Source organism: Marinobacter sp. L-80 (genome assembly GCF_056859395.1).
Genome location: NZ_JBSXOI010000070.1, coordinates 298772 through 315477, shown reverse-complemented (window position 1 = coordinate 315477; position 16706 = coordinate 298772). Strand labels below are relative to the sequence as shown.

Here is a 16706-nt window from a genome sequence, read left to right as displayed (position 1 = left end):
CACCGGCTGCTACTATAGAGACCATGATTGTACTATAGCGGCCTGGCCCCCACAGGCAAACCAATCCACTATAACATCCTGACCCATGAAACAGCTTAGTCAGATCTATCTACTTTTGCTACTGGTAACAATGCTTAACGGCTGTTCGACCATTGGCTACTATTCGCAGGCTGTCAGTGGCCATCTCTCCCTGATGATGTCGGCGGAACCGGTCGACGACATTCTCTCCGACACCTCAACGCCGGTGGACCTTCGGGGAAAACTCACGGTAGCGCAACAGGCCCGGGAATTCGCCGGTCAACGACTGGCCCTGCCGGTGGGAGAAGCCTTCAGCGACTACGTGGATCTCGACAGACCCTGGGTAGTGGTGAACCTGGTGGCTGTGCCGGAGTTCTCCCTGGAACCGCACCGCTGGTGCTATCCGGTGCTCGGCTGTCAGGCCTACCGGGGATACTACAGCCTGGCGGATGCGCGTGCCGAGGAGTCGCAGTTTCGCAACAAGGGCTTCGACACGTTTATCGGCGGCGTGACGGCCTATTCCACCCTCGGCTGGTTCGATGACCCCCTGCACACCGGCTTTACCCGACTGGCGGAGGATCGCATGGTCGCCCTGATGTTCCATGAGCTGGCACACCGGGTGGTCTACATCGCCGATGACACGGCATTTAACGAAAGCTTTGCCACCGCGGTGGAGCTGGAAGGGCTCAGGCTCTGGCTATCGGACCAGGGCAAACCCGGCCAGTTCGAGGAGGCACTGGACCGCCTGGCTCGCCGAAACCAGACGCTCTCCCTGGTCGAAGACTTCAGTGCCCGGCTGGACGTTCTTTATGCTCAGCAGGACGTCTTGCCAGACCAGCAACTGCGGAATCGCAAGGCGGCCATTTACCAAGAGCTGGCTCTTGCCTATCAGGAACTTTCCGCAGAGTGGTCCGAACCGGGCCCGTTCGGACCGGTACCAGTCAGCCTGAACAATGCCAACCTGGCGCTGTTTCGTCAGTACAACCAGCACGTACCGGCGTTCCGTCAGATGCTTCGGAATGCAGGCTACGACTTTGCGGACTTTTACAAGGCCGTCAAGACGCTGTCAGAGCAACCGGAACCCCAGAGGACTGAACATCTGGCCGCCCTGTCAGAGCGGTTTGAAGAACACCTTTGAGTTCCGCTGGGTGTTATAGGCAGCCAGCTTCGGCCCGGGCAGGGCCTGCACTGTCGAAGGCTGGAAGCCCCGCTCCCGGAACCAGTGCTCCGTCTGGGTGGTGAGCACGAACAGCTTCTGGATACCCTGCCCCCTGGCCAGCTTCTCCACCATTGCCAGAATCTCATCGCCCCGCCCGGCCCGGCGATAGGTCGGGTCTACCGCGAAGCAGGACAACTCGCCGGCACCCTCTTCAGGGTAGCTGTACAGAGCGGCACAGCCCACGATAGTGCCGTCGCGCTCCGCCACAACAAAGCGGTCAATCTCGGTTTCCAGCATCTCCCGGGAGCGGCGAACCAGAATGCCCTGCTCTTCCAGCGGCTGGATCAGCTCCAGAATCCCGCCGATGTCCTCGACCCGGGCCTGGCGGAACTGCTCGTAGTGATCACCACTGACCAACGTGCCGGCGCCATCCCGCGTGAAGAGCTCCTTCAGCAGGGCGCCGTCATCCACATAGCTGATGATGTGGGCGCGACGCACACCCTTCACACAGGCATCACAGGCAGCTCGCAGCAAGTCGGCATCGTGACCGGTCACCGCACCGGCCGCCAGACGATCGGACGCCTGGCGCGCCGACAGCTCCCGGATCAAAGTACCGTCCTCTTCCTGTAACCCGGGATCATCAATAAACACCATCAGCTTCTCGGCCTGCAGTGCCGCTGCCACCTGGCTGCCAACATCCTCGTAGGAGAGGTTGAAGGCATCCCCGGTGGGCGAATAGCCCATGGGCGGCAACAGGACAATGTGACCAAGCTCCAGCAGTTTCTCGATCCCGGCCACATCCACCCGGCGCACCTTGCCGGTATGGCCAAAATCAATACCGTCGAGCACACCCACGGGCTTGGCAGCCACATAGTTGCCGCCACTCACCCGGATACGGGCATTATGCATCGGCGAATTCACCAAACCCATGGAAAGGTGGCTCTCCAGGTAGGCACGCAGGCCACCGACGGCCTCCATCACCATGCTGAGGTGCTCTTGCGGCGTAATCCGCAAACCTTTTGAAAACGACGATTCGATTCCTGCAGCATCCAGCCGCGTCTGGATTTGCGGGCGGGCTCCAAAGGCAACGACCAGCCGCACACCAAGACTGCTCAGCAGCGCGATGTCATGGATGATGTTGATGAAATTCCCGTGTTCAATCGCATCCCCCGGAATGGTCAATACCACCGTCCGCCCGCGATGGGCGTTGATGTAAGGGGATGAATGGCGGAATCCATGCAGCCAGTCGTTTGATTTCAAACCTTTCTCCTGGTCTCTCGTTATCTTCTAAAGGCAGGTACTTTATCTTGAGGAGTTTGCCGAGTCCTGTCGAGGAGGGTGTGCCAAAACACGCCCGTAAATACGTCCCTGTAGGGCTCGGTCGCGCCATCCCTGGCGCTCCACGGTTTTGGCACACCCTCCCCGCCAGGACTCTCCGCAGGCGTCGGAAGTGCCTGCGCCACACTCAGAGACAGAACTGTCGGATCAGCCCTCGCAGTACTTTAACGGTTGGATCAAGCTGGGACAGCTCTATAAATTCATCGGGCTGGTGCGCCTGATCGATGGATCCGGGGCCCATAACAAGAGTCTCCAGGCCAAGCTTCTGGAGCCAGGGTGCTTCCGTGGCGAAAGCAACGGCGTGAGCGGTATGGCCAGTAAGCTTTTCACAGGCTTTGACCAGAGCGGCATCGGCCGGAGTTTCGAACGGTGGCACGCCGTCAAAGAGCGGCTCGAATTCCAGAGAAAGCTCCCGCCGTTCCGCGATCGGCTGAACCTTGCTCAGGATGGTCTGGCGCAGGGTTTCCATGTTCATGCCCGGCAACGGGCGCAGATCAAAGTGCAGCTCGCACTGGGCACAGATACGGTTTGGATTGTCACCACCGTGGATGCAGCCAAGGTTCAGGGTTGGAAACTGTACCTCGAAGTTCGGGTTCCGGTACTTTTCCTGCCAGCCTGACCGGAGTGCCAGCAACTCGGTAAGCGCTTCGTGCATTCCTTCCATGGCGTTGCGGCCGAGGGCCGGATTGGAGGAATGACCGGACTGGCCCTCGAATTTCAGGCGCTCCATCATGATGCCCTTGTGCATGCGCACCGGTTTCAGGCTGGTCGGCTCGCCGATGACCGCGTAGCGGGCCTTGGGCTTGCCAGCTTCTGCCAGGGCCCGGGCACCGTCCATGGAGCTCTCTTCGTCGGCAGTGGCCAGTATAATCAGGGGCTGCTTGAGATCCTCGTCCACAAAGGCCCTGGCTGCTTCAATGGCCAGCGGGAAAAAGCCTTTCATGTCGCAGGTACCCAGCCCGTACCAGCGATTGTCCCGCTCGGTCAGGGTAAAGGGGTCGCTCTGCCAGCGTTTGTCATCAAAGGGCACCGTATCGGTATGGCCGGACAACACAAGACCGCCCGGGCCGCTGCCAAGGGTTCCGATCAGGTTGAATTTTCCGGGCATGCCTGGCACTTCCAGGATTTCCACGGAAAACCCGAGGGCTTCCAGCCATTCTGCCAGGGTTCGCACCACGGGCTCGTTACTATGATCCCATTTTGCCGACGCGCTGCTGATTGAGGGCAGAGATATCAGGCGGGCAAGCATGTCACGAATGCCCGGCACCACTGCGGATTTGCTATCGGACTGCGACATAGTTTCCTCTCAGATTCCCATTGGAATCATTGTGCACGGCCACGCCGCCAGACTTCAAAGTTGGTAATCGCCCGGATCAACATCGGGTAGGCGACTTCACCGCCAGCGATAACCCGCGCCACTTCCAGCTCGCGTTCGCTGACGCTCACCAGACGCCCTTCCACCACGTTCTCGTTGGAAAGCGTTACCCGGACCTGCCGGTCAACCCATTGTTCAGCGGCTTCAAGACTCGCCGGATACCAGGTTTCGGTCTCAGGATCCTCCCGTGGCACCACCGGCTCGACGGCCACCTCTGGTGTTTCCTGAACAACCGGCTCGGCCTCGGCCAGATAGACGTCCGGCACGCCTGCACCGTTGTAACGAACTGGCCAGCTCATGCCCGCACCCTCGTTTTCAGCCGTTCTTACAGGCACTCCGAGCAGAGGCTGGGCCGGCTGCACATCTACCGTGAGCTCACCGCCCTCCAGCAGCCACTGCCGGTACAACGCTTTCAGCTGGTCACTGGCGGCCAGGCCCCGGGCCTCAAGCCCGGCAGACAGCGCCTGCACTGCGCGCCCGGCCCATTCTCCGGTTTCGATACCGGCTTCGCGGGCGCAATAGGCGGCGATGCGACGCATCAGGCCACCATCACGCAAGGTCAGCGTCATCGGCTCGGCGCCACCGGAAACGGTCAGCTCGGCATCCTGGATCCGGATTCGGGCATCACGCCAGTCCAGCTCCAGACTGCCGGTGCTGACGGTATTCAACTCAGCATGGAGATTGCCCGGAGTCTGTCGCACAAAGCCATCCCCGGCGAGTGCTGTGATGCCCATGCGGATCAGGTCACCACTACCCAGCTGTTGGCGCGGATCTGGCGCGCAGGAAAGCGCAAACAAGGCCGGATCGCCCTCGCTGTTGGCGCCTTCTGCAGTAACCCAGTTACGAAGCATTGTCGGGTCGAGGGTCAGGCCAAGGCCGTCGAGTCGCAAGGTCCATTGTTCCGGCATGCCAGCCGGGTCGAACAGGACAGAGAGCAAGCTGACAGGTGAGCCGGTATCAAGCTCCACCCTCGCCATGTCCAGAGGCTGGGTGAGCTCGAAATCCTGCCAGCTGGCGTCGTTGAGAACCAACCGGCCCTCGACGCCGGAACTGATGCTGCCCCTGTGCAGAACACCGTGGGGCTCCAGCGCCTGTCTCGCCTCGGCCATGCGCTGATCCGCCAGCCACCAGACCCCCGCCTTGAATGCGGCAAAGCCGACCAGAACCAGTATTACCAGCGTCGCAAGCAGGCGCTTCATCCGGAGACTCCTTGTCGGGTGCCGTCAGTTACGGGAAATCAGGGTGCCGACACCCTCATCAGTGAAGATCTCCAACAGACACGCATGAGCGACCCTGCCGTCGATAATATGGGACGTGCGCACGCCATTTTCGACGGCACTCAGTGCACAACGGATCTTGGGGAGCATGCCACCATGAATGGTGCCGTCCTCGATGAGATCATTGACCTGCTTGGCCGTGAGCCCGGTAAGCACCTTGTCTTCCTTGCTCTTGAGACCGGAGACGTTGGTCAGCAGCATCAGCTTCTCGGCCTTCATGGCCTCGGCCACCTTACCCGCCACCAGATCCGCATTGATGTTGTAGGAGGCGCCATCCGGTCCCACGCCAATCGGTGCAATCACGGGAATCAGGTTGCTGCGGGTAAGCATCTCAATCACATCCACGTTGACACTGGCGACCTCGCCCACATGGCCGATGTCGATAATCTCCGGGCGTTCCAGTTCGGGAGAGCGGTCGACCACCTCCAGCTTGCGGGCTCGTATCAGATTGGCGTCTTTCCCCGTGAGCCCAACGGCCATGCCACCGTGAGAATTAATCAGGGACACGATTTCCTTGTTCACCTGACCACCAAGCACCATCTCCACCACATCCATGGTTTCGGAATCGGTTACCCGCATGCCGTTGACGAATCGGGACTGGATGTTCAAACGCTCCAGCAGCTCGCCGATCTGCGGGCCACCGCCATGGACAACGATCGGGTTGATGCCTACAAGTTTCATCAGCACCACATCGCGGGCAAAACTGCTCTTCAGGTCTTCGTTTTCCATGGCGTTACCGCCGTACTTGATGACCACGGTCTTGCCGGTAAATCTCTGAATATAAGGCAGGCCCCGGCTAAGTACCGAAGCTACCTGCATTGCTGTTTCACGATCCAGCGCCATGTTTTTGCCTTGTTGATCCTGTATTGAAACTTGCCTGTGAAACTCGGTGACTGCGAATCAGAAATCCGCCACCAGATCCGGCGCTGCCTTCTGCAGCTGGTCACGGAACACAGACTTGATACGCTCCAGCGCCTCGTCGGTCTCCGCTTCAAAGCGTAAGACCAGCACCGGCGTGGTGTTTGATGCCCGGCACAGCCCCCAGCCGTCGGCGTAGTCCACCCGGATGCCGTCGATGGTGCTGATATTGCCGTCACCGAAATCCCCGGACTCGCCGAGGCGTTTGATAATGTCGAACTTGGAACTTTCCGTCACTTCGACATTCAGCTCTGGCGTACTGATGTCATCCGGGAAATCCTCGAAAACTTCATCGCTGTGACGATCCTCAATGCCCAGAATTTCCAGCAGGCGGGCCGCAGAATACAGACCGTCATCAAACCCGTACCAGCGCTCGCCAAAGAAAATATGACCACTCATTTCCCCGGCCAGCAAAGCGCCAGTCTCTTTCATTTTTGCCTTCATCAGGGAATGACCGGTTTTCCACATGATCGGTCGGCCCCCGGCTTCTGAAATCACCCCGGCCAGCCTGCGGCTGCACTTCACATCGTAAAGGACATCAGCCCCCGGATTACGTGAAACCACATCCCGGGCGAACAGCATCATCAGCCGGTCCGGCCAGATAATCTTGCCGGAATTGGTTACTACACCGAGACGGTCACCATCGCCGTCGAAGGCCAAACCGATATCGGCCCCTTCCGATTCAACCCGGGCAATCAGATCCGCCAGATTCGCTGGCTTACCTGGGTCGGGATGGTGATTCGGGAAGTCACCGTCCACCTCGCAGTAGAGCGGAATCACTTCGCAGCCCAGCTCCTCGATCAGCATGGGTGCCAGCTCCCCGGCAATGCCATTGCCGGCATCGACGACCACCTTGAGCGGTGCCGCTACCGCAATATCGCCAACAATCCTGTCCAGGTAAGCACGGCGCACATCCTCGGTGCTCTGGCTGCCCCGACCGCTGGCAAAATCTCCGGTCTGGATGCGCTGATACAGTTTCTGGATGGCCTCACCTGAAAGGGTTTCGCCACCCAACATGATTTTCAGGCCGTTATAGTTGGCCGGGTTGTGACTGCCGGTCACCATAACGCCAGAGCCAGTCTGGAGTTCGTGGGTGGCAAAATAGAGGACCGGTGTGGGCACGGCACCCACGTGAATAACGTTGCACCCGGCTGCCATGACACCGCGTGCCAGGGCATCGGCCAAATCCGGGCTGGAATGGCGGCCGTCATAACCAATGCAAAGGCTGTCGACACCGCGCTCCCGGGCCTCCGAACCGATGGCCCGACCGATGACTTCAACGCCCTCGGCGGTCAGGGTTTCGCCGACAATACCCCGAATGTCATAGGCCCGGAAAATATCCTGGGAAAGCTCCACTTGAGGCAGGGCCACCTCTTCCACGTCCGGAGTGTCGCCGGAACCAAAGACGGTATCATCGCCGCTGCCGAAGCCCAGAACGTCCTCATCGCCATCAAGCATGTCGATATCGGGCATGTCCTTGTCCTGGAACAAAGGCTCATCGCCGCCCTTGGCGGCACCACCGCCAGACTTTCCGGAACCGGCCGGCCTGGGTTTGGCGGTTTCTACAGCCTTGGCGACCCGTTTATCAACCACCTGTGACAAACGGTAGAGCACCTCACCGGTTGAGGCGACCATATCCCAACGGAAGGTCGGCAGCTTTACCCGCTCTCCGCCGAACACCTTGTGCGCCCACTGGATCAGGGCCGTCACATCCTGACGCAAGCCCTTCTGGGCCCCGCCCAGCAGTACCCAGACGATGATGGCAGCGATCAACGCGGGCACGCCGACCAGAAGCGCGATCATTACCGTATCAACCGGCGCTGCGGACGATTTTGCAGGGGTGTAGGCTACGGTCCAGTCCGGATTGGAAAGCCGGCGGGATTCCGCGTTTCCGGAGCCGCTGGCGTTACTGACCACGGTGCGGGATGAACCGGACACGGTCTGCACCAGCGCGAGCTGACCACCGAGGCTGGAGTTGACCACTTGCAGCAACGGCTGGATCTGGCCGGAGTCGAAGATAATCAGCAGGCTGCCGATGACCGCATTGCTGGTCGGATTGCGAACCGGGGCTGCCATCTGGACAAACCACCGGTTATCCCGTGGAAACGCGTCGGGAAACAGTCGCTGGCCGGTTTCAGCGCGCCGGGCCAGCTCAAGCCCGGAGAAGCCCAGCAGGCCCTCACTGCTGGAGGTGCGTGGAATGTCACGGTAGGGAAACAGATGCACCGCCTCGATGCCGGGCAGTGAATCCGCCAGCTGCACCTCGGTCGCCGGAATCTCGTTCCGGCTGCTCAGGGCCTGAACGACATGGGGCTGCGTCGCCAGACCATTGACGCTTTTCTGGACCTGGTCAAAATACTGGTTCAGTCGAAGGGCGGCGGCATCCGCTTCCAGAACTTTCAATGACTCGAAGCGTTCCTTTGCAGACGGCTGAACCACCAGAAAATGAAGCAAGGCAACGGCAATCACCCCCGCAAGGACCACGACCAGCGACTGGCTCACCGCCACGGAATTGAGTCTCTTCAGTTTGGGTCCCGAAGAACTGGTTTTTTCCTTCTTCACCGCCTTCTTCGCCGGCTTTTCATCAACGGACGCGTCGGCATCTTTCTTTTTACCCAGCTTCATAGTCCATCCTGCAGTTGTAATTTTATCGTCCTGGACAAGCAGTTATCCGCAAAGTATAGACGCCGGCACAATGTTCTGCGTGGCCGGCTTCCCGGTCACCTTGTGCCGGTGGAGCCAAAGCCGCCTTCACCGCGGGCGCTGGCGTCGAATTCCGAAACCACCTCAAAATCAGCCTGCACAACGGGTACCAGCACCAACTGTGCCAGACGCTCCCCCACATCCACGGTAAAGCTGGTGCGCCCCCGGTTCCAGCAGGACACCATTAACTCGCCCTGGTAATCCGAATCAATCAAGCCCACCAGGTTGCCAAGCACTATACCGTGCTTGTGGCCGAGCCCGCTTCGGGGCAGGATCATGGCCGCCAGCGATGGATCGGCAATGTGGATCGACAACCCTGTCCTGATCAGTTGGGTATCGCCCGGCTCGAGGGTCAGCGGCTCGTCCAGACAGGCCCGAAGATCAAGGCCTGCGGAGCCTTCGGTGGCATACTCGGGAAAGGGAATCTGGCTGCCAATGCGATCATCCAGAATACGTACCTGAAGATTTTTCCTGCTCATGAGGGGTCCTGTCGATTGTAGTGCAGGTGCGCTTCGCTGAGTCAGCGGGCGGCCTGACCAAGATGTTCACCTATCATCGCCACAAGCTGTCGGGCAATGTTCGTTTTGCTGTCGGGACCGATCGACGTCTGGCCACCCGGCCAGAATACGGTCACCGCATTGTTGTCGCTGTTAAAGCCCAGCCCGGGCGTAGACACATCGTTGGCCACGATCATGTTCAGTTTCTTGCGTTGCATTTTGTCGGTGGCGTAGCTCGCCACATCGGTGGTTTCGGCCGCGAAACCTACGCTAAAAGGCGCATCGTCGCGGCCGGCTATGGTAGCCAGGGTGTCGGGATTGCGCACCAGCGAGAGCGCCATGGCGTCACTGGACTTCTTGATCTTGTCTCCGGCACAGGTTTCCGGACGGTAATCGGCGACCGCAGCTGTCGCAATAAACAGGTCACAGCCCTCATCCACGGCGTTTGAGGCTTCCTGCAACATGTCCTCGGCCGTTAACACCGGACGAACCTCGACACCGTTAGGCGCGGAAAGCGCTACCGGACCACTGACCAGAATCACCCGGGCACCTGCCTTCTGCGCCTCGCTGGCCAGGGCATAACCCATTTTCCCGGAGCTGTGATTGCTTATATAGCGCACCGGGTCGATAGGCTCTCGGGTCGGGCCTGCAGTAATCACGACCGTCTTGCCAGCGAGCACGCCTGTGCGACCGTGATCGACAAGCGCAACAATGTCCTCCGGCTCCAACATTCTCCCTGGCCCGGTATCACCACAGGCCTGCGCTCCCTGAGCCGGCCCCCATAATTCGATCTGGGGATCCTCTTCAAGCAGCCGGATATTTCTCTGGGTACGGCCATTGCTCCACATTGCCTGATTCATCGCAGGCACCACGGCAATGGGCGCCTCGGTTGCACAACAAACGGTGGTTAACAGATCGTCGGCCATCCCCTGGGCAAGGCGGGCGATAAAATCGGCCGACGCCGGCGCAACGACCAACTGATCAGCCCACTTGGCCAGTTCAATATGCCCCATACCAGCTTCCGCCTCAGGGTCCAGCAAGGACGTCCTCACGGGCTCGCCACTGAGGGCCTGAAAGGTCAGTGGTGCCACGAACGCTTCCGCCCCGCGGGTCATAACAACCCTCACCTCATGGCCCGCTTTCTTTAACTGGCGAACCAGCTCGGCACTTTTATAGGCAGCGATACCACCGGTTACTCCCAGGAGGATTCGTCTGGCGGCCATAGGGGCTCCGTTTCCGCATAAAATGAAAGGCTTATAAGATAGCATGCTCAGGCCGCAGCGACAGCCTGCCAGACCCGGCATACGTTTACCGATTGTTAGTTTTTAAAGTAACCTTTGTAACCCTGAGATGCCCGTCGCGGTGCAGGAAGCACCAGGGCAGGAGACAACCAATGCAAGGAAGCCACGATGTCAGACCCCGCCTGGCCCACGGACGAACGTCCACGGGAACGCCTGCTCGCCCACGGACCGCAAACCCTCTCCGACGCCGAACTGCTCGCCCTGTTTTTACGCACCGGCACCACCGGCATGCCGGTCATGGCATTGGCTCGCCACCTGATTGAGGAGTTTTCCGGGCTTCGGGGGTTGCTGACGGCTTCCCGTCGCCAGTTCTGCGATGTCAAAGGTCTGGGAACCGCCAAATACGCCCAGGTTCAGGCGGCCATGGAAATGGCGCGCCGGGTCATGGATGAACCATTGCGCCAGGGTGATCCCCTGCGCTCTCCCGAAGATACCCGCCGCTTTCTTACCAGTCGGCTCGGCACCTACCCGCACGAGGTTTTCGCAGGCCTGTTTCTGGACAATCGCCATCGCGTTATTCAATACCGTGAGTTGTTCCGGGGCACCATCGATGGCGCGGCCGTCTATCCGCGGGAAGTGGTGCGACAGGCTCTGGAGGACAATGCAGCAGCGGTGATTTTCGCTCACAACCACCCGTCGGGCGTCGCCGAACCGAGCCAGGCCGACATTTCCCTCACCCGCCGCTTGAAAGAGGCCCTCGGACTGGTGGATATCAGGGTTCTTGACCATATGGTTGTTGGCCATGGTGAGGTAGTATCTCTCGCTGAACGGGGTCTGCTGTAAAGCCCGATGGTTAACCGTGCACGTCAATGCCGGAAAACTGGCCAAATTCCCAACAATTTTTTGCGTTGGGGGGGTGAGTTCTGGTATAAAAGCGTCCCTTTCTGGCGGCGTCTGGCGAGCAGCGTTCAGTTTAGAGGCGCGAATGGGGGCGTAATAGCTCCTTAGCAACCAGAGACGCATTAAAAACGAATTCGTATTATTGAGACCATTGCTCAGGTCGGAGGCAAGTATGTCCAGAGTTTGTCAGGTTACCGGTAAGCGTCCGGTATCCGGTAACAACGTTTCCCACGCGATGAACCACACTCGTCGTCGTTTTCTGCCGAATCTGCAGAACCATCGTTTCTGGGTTGAGTCCGAGAAGCGTTTCGTGAAGCTGCGCGTATCCACCAAGGGCATGCGCATCATCGACAAAAAAGGCATTGACGCTGTGCTGGCCGATCTTCGTGCCCGCGGCGAGAAATTTTAAGGAGCCGCATCATGCGCGAGAAAATCAAGCTGGTTTCATCAGCAGGTACTGGTCACTTCTACACGACCAAGAAGAACAAGCGTAACACTCCGGAAAAAATCGAGATCAAAAAGTACGATCCGGTTGTCCGCAAGCACGTTGCGTACAAGGAAGCCAAGATCAAGTAATTCCTGATCCGGCATCCAAAAAAGCCCGGCCAATGCGCCGGGCTTTTTTTTGACTTGATGCTACTCAGAACTTCTCCAGGTAGCCCTCCGGCAACGCCACATCCATGGCGATGGGCAGGTGATCCGACATCGGATAACTCACCACCTCGGACCGGCGGATCTCGAGTGAAGGACTTACCAGGATATGATCCAAAGCTTTCTCCGGCCGCCAGCTGGGGAAGCTATGGGCGGTATCCGGTAGCGGCACCAGATCGGTTTCCCTGAGGGGCGTCTGAGTCAGTAGCTGTTCGGCATGGGCGTTCATATCTCCCATCAGAACCACATGCCGGTAGTCGGCAATCAGCTCCCGGATGTAACCCAGCTGGCGTTGCTGAGCCGTCTTGCTAAGGGAAAGGTGCATCAGCACCAGCACCAGTGGATCATGCTCGGTTCCGTATCGGGCGATGATGGCGCCCCGGCCCGGAATCAGGCCCGGCAACTTGTGTTCGGTAACGTCAAGGGGCCGATACCGGCTCAGCAGGCCATTGCTGTGCTGGGCGATCTGACCAAGATTCCGGTTCAATTGCTGGTACCAGTAGGGAATGCCGGCCGCTTCGGCCAGATATTGCACCTGGTTGATATAGCCGCTGCGCAGACTGCCCCCATCGCACTCCTGCAAAGCGACCACGTCGTACCCGCGCAGCAGGGAGGCAATCCGATCCAGATTTTCGATACGGTTACGGTGAGGCAGTATGTGCTGCCAGCTTCGTGTGAGGTAATGACGGTAGGACGAGGTGTTGATCCCCACCTGAATATTGAAGGTGAGCAGGCGAATATGTCGTTGCGGCTCGAACTCGGGCACATGCTCGGTCCCGGAGCAGGCACCCCTTGGCCCGCCGGCCGGCTTCAGGATGCCATTCAACTGTTTTCGGATATGCTTGTACATAATGGGCGGTCTCGACCCGGCCGGCGGCTTGTCTTACTCGGCTCTTGCGTCCCTGGCCGGGCTCCTTACTCCACGTCGCCCCGCTCTTTGGCAACCAGGTAGTCCACCACGTCAAGAACGGCCTCATGGCTGCCGGCCATAGATGCACTAACGGTGTACTTGCCATTAACCAGCATAGTCGGAGTTCCGGTAATCCGCGCACCGCGGATTTTCGACTGGGCTTTTTGCATGCGGGCGTTCACACCAAAGCTTTTATAGGTGCTCACAAACTCATCCGGATCAACCCCATACTCCGCGACGAAATCCGCAAGGGCTTCCGGTGTATTCAACGGACGACGCTCGCCGGCAAGCGCATCAAACAGGGCATCATGCACCTTGTCCAGCTCCCCCATCGCTTCAAGCGCATAGAAGGCGTAAGCATGGGGTTCCCAGTTTCTCCCCAGGGCAGCGGGAATCTTCACGTAATTGACGTAGTCAGGCGCGCTGGCCGCCCATTCTTCAACCAGAGGCTTGAACCGGTAGCAGTGGGGGCAGCCATACCAGAAGACTTCCGCTACCTCGACTCCGGAATCGCTGTCGGTACGTACCGGGTTGTCCAACCGGTTGTAATGAACCCCTTCTTTCCACTCTGCGGCGTTGGCCAGGCCGGTGACAGACAGCGCCAAAAGAAGCAGGAAGGCCGTTCTGAAGGATCGAAACATGAAAAATCTCCGGTTATCTCTATGTCGTTTTGGGAGGATTATGACCCAGCGTACCCGAAAAGTTCCACCGGTCGGCAGTTACAGAAACGAAAGACAACAAAAAACCCCGCACAGGGCGGGGTTTTCAACAGAGTCCGGCAGCTTCAGTTCAGGCCGGAAATGTAGCTGGAGACCGCTTCGATTTCGGCATCCGTCAGCTTGGCAGCCACGTCCATCATGATCGCAGCATTGGCGCCATTATTACGATCACCATCGCGATAGGCTTGCAACTGCTTGACCAGGTACTCTGCGTTCTGGCCACCGAGCGCCGGGTAGCCGGCCGGCTCGTTGCCAACACCTTGAGGGCTATGGCAGCCGGCGCAAGCTGGGACACCCGTTGCCATGTTGCCGCCACGGTACAGGGCAGCACCCTGATCAACCAGATCCGGATCGGCCTGGCCAACAACCATGTCTTTGGAGTTGAAATAAGCCGCCAGATCCTGCAAATCCTGATCGTCCATGTTATCCAGAATACCGGTCATTTCCGCGATATTCCGCTCTTTATCCTTGATCAACACCAACTGGCGATACAGGTACTTCTCACCAAGGCCAGACAACTTCGGGTATACGCCCATCACCGGCTTGGCACCGCCTTGACCGTGACAACCAGCACATACCGCTGCGTTCTGTTCGCCTGCTTGAGGATCTCCCGCCCCGTGCGCCATCGCTGTGAGGCCAACACCGAGAACTACTCCTGCGATCAGTTTTTTCATGCTCGCTCCGCTTCTCTCATCTTTTAAGGGTATTCTTCGCTACGCAGCCGGCAGGCACTGACCAGTCAGGCTCAAAACCGGGGCTGACAGCGGTCGCGCACAGCGCGCCGCCCGGAATTGGTGTAGCATTATACATTAATCCCTGATAACTGAAATCCAAAGGAAAGCCAACCGCTGTGGACTCTGATCTGACTCAAAAAAGCCTTTCTTTTAACAGCGCCCGATTCCTCATCAGCGCTTCCCGCCTGGATGAGTGCCCGCCGGATTTCGGCGCTGAAGTCGCCTTTGCCGGCCGTTCCAACGCCGGCAAGTCCAGTGCGCTTAATGCGATCACCGCCAACAGCAAGCTGGCCCGCACCAGTAAGACCCCCGGACGCACACGGCTGATCAACTTCTTCTCTCTCAACCGCGAGAATTGCCGAATGGTCGATTTGCCCGGGTACGGCTATGCCAAAGTATCCCGGGACATGAAAGACGATTGGCAAAAGCACCTGGGCCACTATCTGAATGACCGGCGCTGTTTACGCGGCCTGGTTCTGGTGATGGACATTCGCCACCCACTGACCGATTTCGACCAAATGATGGTGGAATGGTGCGAACATAACAACCTGCCGCTGATGATTCTGGCCACCAAAGCCGACAAATTGAAATACGGCCAGGCCAAGACCGCCATGCTGGGCATTGCCAAGAACCTGAAATCGTATTCCTGCGTCGAACATCTGATCATGTTCTCTGCAACGTCAAAACGGGGCGTGGACGAATGCCGGGAGGCCTTGATCGAGTGGCTGGAAGCGGAGTAACAAGGAATTAAAGGGTGCCACCGCATTCTATCCGGTAACCGAGGTCAATCACCTGTTCGCCCATGTCCGCGCCGGACAGGCGAGCGATCAGGGCCTCAGCCGCCCTTTGGCCCACCTGCTCACGTGGCGTAATGACGCTGGCCAGCGTCGGCACCATGACCTGGCCAACATTGTGGCCGTGAAAGCCTGCTATCGCCATCTGGCCCGGCACCTCGATACCCTGCCGCTGGCACTCGAAAAAAGCGCCTATAGCCACGTCGTCGTTGGTGCAGAAGATCGCGTCAGTGTCCGGCGCTTCGATGAGTATGCGTTGCAGCAATGTGGCGCCGACACTGAATGATGAGCGCTGTTCACTGCGCAGGGTAACGGGAATCAGCCCCTGCTCCTCCATGGCGCGGGTGTAACCTTCCTGTCGTTGCAACGTGCGAGCATCCAGCCGAACCGCCAGGTACACAACATGGCGGCGACCACGGCGAATCATCTCCCGCACCATGTCATAGGCCGCACGCACATTGTCAAAACCCACCGCCTGCTCGAAGGGCGTCGTGTGGGTGTCCATGATTTCCACCGTGGGCACGCCTGCTGTTCCCAGCATTCGCAGGGTGCGGTCGGTGTGCTGGCTTTCCGACAGAATCACGCCATCAACGTTGTAGGACAGTAGCGAGGCCAGACTGCGCTCTTCCACCTCGCGGCTGTAACCGTAGTGGGCCAGCATCAGGTGATAGCCCGCCGGTTCAGTGACTGATTCGATCCCCTTGATGACATCGGCGAAGACCTGGTTGGTCAGCGATGGCAGCAGCACACCGATTGCGTGGCTGGTGGATTTGGAAAGCAGATCCGGCGCCCTGTTCGGGATGTAACCCAGCGCCTCGGCCTCGGCGAAAATCCGCTCACGCATGTGTTCAGACACATTATTGCCGCCCCGCAGGCAACGGCTCACGGTCATTTTCGTAGCACCGACCCTATCGGCAATATCCTGCAGTGTTGGGCGCTTCTTTTTAACCATTCAGTTTTTCCGCCTCCGGTCGGGTGTACTCAGCACTGCCAGGCAGCGCTCAACAATGCGGTCGGGTGGCTCGCAGACGTCGACGACAATGGCCCCTTCCCCGGGTTCCGGCTCCTCCAGCGTGCGAAACTGACTTTCGAGCATGGAACGACCATTGAAGTAGTGATCTTCCCGACTGGAATGCCGAGACCAGATGGTTTCCATGTCGCCCTTGAGATAGACAAACTGCAGTGACGGATTACCCGACCTCAGCCGGTCACGGTACGCCCGCTTGAGGGCAGAACATGCCAGCACCAGACCGCCTTGCTCACCCTGGACCAGCCCTGCCAGATCATCCAGCCAACCGCTACGGTCGGAATCTGTCAGCGGCACACCGCTGGCCATTTTGGCCACGTTGGCCGGACTGTGAAAGTCGTCGGCATCGAAAAACGGAACCTGAAGACGTTCCGCCAGCCGGGTACCAATCAGGCTTTTGCCACACCCGGACACACCCATGACGATGATTTTGGAAACGCTCATA

At 58.9% G+C, this 16706-nt stretch carries 17 protein-coding genes; 5 read left to right on the top strand and 12 right to left on the bottom strand.

From position 1 onward, the window contains the following. The first annotated feature begins 85 nt into the window (after positions 1-85). Entirely contained in the window at positions 86-1156 is a 1071-nt protein-coding gene (locus AC13E3_RS14485) for an aminopeptidase (RefSeq protein WP_039881999.1), read from the top strand. Here AC13E3_RS14485 and argA read toward each other — a convergent pair. From argA to coaBC, 7 genes are all read right to left on the bottom strand, one after another. Then, positions 1130-2437 carry an amino-acid N-acetyltransferase gene (gene argA, locus AC13E3_RS14480; protein ID WP_008173448.1) on the bottom strand — a complete coding sequence of 436 codons (1308 nt, stop codon included), beginning with the start codon at positions 2435-2437 and terminating at the stop codon, positions 1130-1132. The genes AC13E3_RS14485 and argA overlap by 27 nt on opposite strands. A gap of 205 nt (positions 2438-2642) precedes the next feature. After that, a complete protein-coding gene (gene argE / locus AC13E3_RS14475; RefSeq protein WP_108018440.1) occupies positions 2643-3812 on the bottom strand; it encodes an acetylornithine deacetylase in 1170 nt (389 codons plus the stop codon). 26 nt (positions 3813-3838) lie between these two features. Then, positions 3839-5089 carry an acetylornithine deacetylase gene (locus tag AC13E3_RS14470; protein WP_273068928.1) on the bottom strand — a complete coding sequence of 417 codons (1251 nt, stop codon included), beginning with the start codon at positions 5087-5089 and terminating at the stop codon, positions 3839-3841. A 24-nt stretch (positions 5090-5113) separates the two neighbouring features. Further along, positions 5114-6010, bottom strand: a complete 897-nt coding sequence (gene argB / locus AC13E3_RS14465; RefSeq protein ID WP_008173452.1) for an acetylglutamate kinase — start codon at positions 6008-6010, stop codon at positions 5114-5116. A gap of 57 nt (positions 6011-6067) precedes the next feature. After that, positions 6068-8710 (bottom strand): phosphomannomutase/phosphoglucomutase, encoded by a 2643-nt coding sequence (locus tag AC13E3_RS14460; protein WP_482902173.1) that lies wholly within the window; start codon positions 8708-8710, stop codon positions 6068-6070. Between the two features lie 95 nt (positions 8711-8805). Then, positions 8806-9267, bottom strand: coding sequence for a dUTP diphosphatase (dut, locus tag AC13E3_RS14455; RefSeq protein WP_008173456.1), 462 nt, complete (start codon positions 9265-9267; stop codon positions 8806-8808). A 41-nt stretch (positions 9268-9308) separates the two neighbouring features. After that, on the bottom strand, positions 9309-10508 hold the full coding sequence (gene coaBC / locus AC13E3_RS14450) for a bifunctional phosphopantothenoylcysteine decarboxylase/phosphopantothenate--cysteine ligase CoaBC (protein WP_273083390.1): 1200 nt from the start codon (positions 10506-10508) through the stop codon (positions 9309-9311). Positions 10509-10694: 186 nt separating this feature from the next. Between coaBC and radC the strand changes: the two genes are divergently transcribed. The 3 genes from radC (at position 10695) to rpmG (ending at position 12002) form a co-directional block, all read left to right on the top strand. Then, complete coding sequence (gene radC / locus AC13E3_RS14445; RefSeq protein WP_008173460.1) at positions 10695-11369, top strand: RadC family protein; 675 nt, start codon at positions 10695-10697, stop codon at positions 11367-11369. A 229-nt stretch (positions 11370-11598) separates the two neighbouring features. After that, on the top strand, positions 11599-11835 hold the full coding sequence (rpmB, locus tag AC13E3_RS14440) for a 50S ribosomal protein L28 (protein WP_008173462.1): 237 nt from the start codon (positions 11599-11601) through the stop codon (positions 11833-11835). Positions 11836-11846: 11 nt separating this feature from the next. Then, the gene (gene rpmG, locus AC13E3_RS14435) at positions 11847-12002 is read left to right on the top strand and encodes a 50S ribosomal protein L33 (protein ID WP_008173465.1); all 156 of its coding nucleotides are present in this window, start codon (positions 11847-11849) and stop codon (positions 12000-12002) included. Positions 12003-12066: 64 nt separating this feature from the next. Here rpmG and AC13E3_RS14430 read toward each other — a convergent pair whose 3' ends face one another. The 3 genes from AC13E3_RS14430 to AC13E3_RS14420 all read right to left on the bottom strand — a co-directional run bounded on the left by AC13E3_RS14430 (position 12067) and on the right by AC13E3_RS14420 (position 14380). Beyond that, a complete protein-coding gene (locus tag AC13E3_RS14430; protein WP_062786030.1) occupies positions 12067-12927 on the bottom strand; it encodes an endonuclease/exonuclease/phosphatase family protein in 861 nt (286 codons plus the stop codon). Positions 12928-12992: 65 nt separating this feature from the next. Further along, positions 12993-13628 carry a thiol:disulfide interchange protein DsbA/DsbL gene (locus AC13E3_RS14425; protein ID WP_273085080.1) on the bottom strand — a complete coding sequence of 212 codons (636 nt, stop codon included), beginning with the start codon at positions 13626-13628 and terminating at the stop codon, positions 12993-12995. 143 nt (positions 13629-13771) lie between these two features. Then, complete coding sequence (locus AC13E3_RS14420; protein WP_482902172.1) at positions 13772-14380, bottom strand: c-type cytochrome; 609 nt, start codon at positions 14378-14380, stop codon at positions 13772-13774. A gap of 176 nt (positions 14381-14556) precedes the next feature. On the opposite strand from AC13E3_RS14420, the gene yihA reads away from it, so the two are divergent. Next, positions 14557-15180 (top strand): ribosome biogenesis GTP-binding protein YihA/YsxC, encoded by a 624-nt coding sequence (yihA, locus tag AC13E3_RS14415; protein ID WP_008173473.1) that lies wholly within the window; start codon positions 14557-14559, stop codon positions 15178-15180. Between the two features lie 7 nt (positions 15181-15187). On the opposite strand, the gene gntR is transcribed toward yihA, so the two are convergent. Beyond that, the gene (gene gntR / locus AC13E3_RS14410; RefSeq protein ID WP_339621538.1) at positions 15188-16186 is read right to left on the bottom strand and encodes a gluconate operon transcriptional repressor GntR; all 999 of its coding nucleotides are present in this window, start codon (positions 16184-16186) and stop codon (positions 15188-15190) included. After that, positions 16187-16705, bottom strand: coding sequence for a gluconokinase (locus tag AC13E3_RS14405; RefSeq protein WP_482902171.1), 519 nt, complete (start codon positions 16703-16705; stop codon positions 16187-16189). Position 16706: the final 1 nt, after the last annotated feature.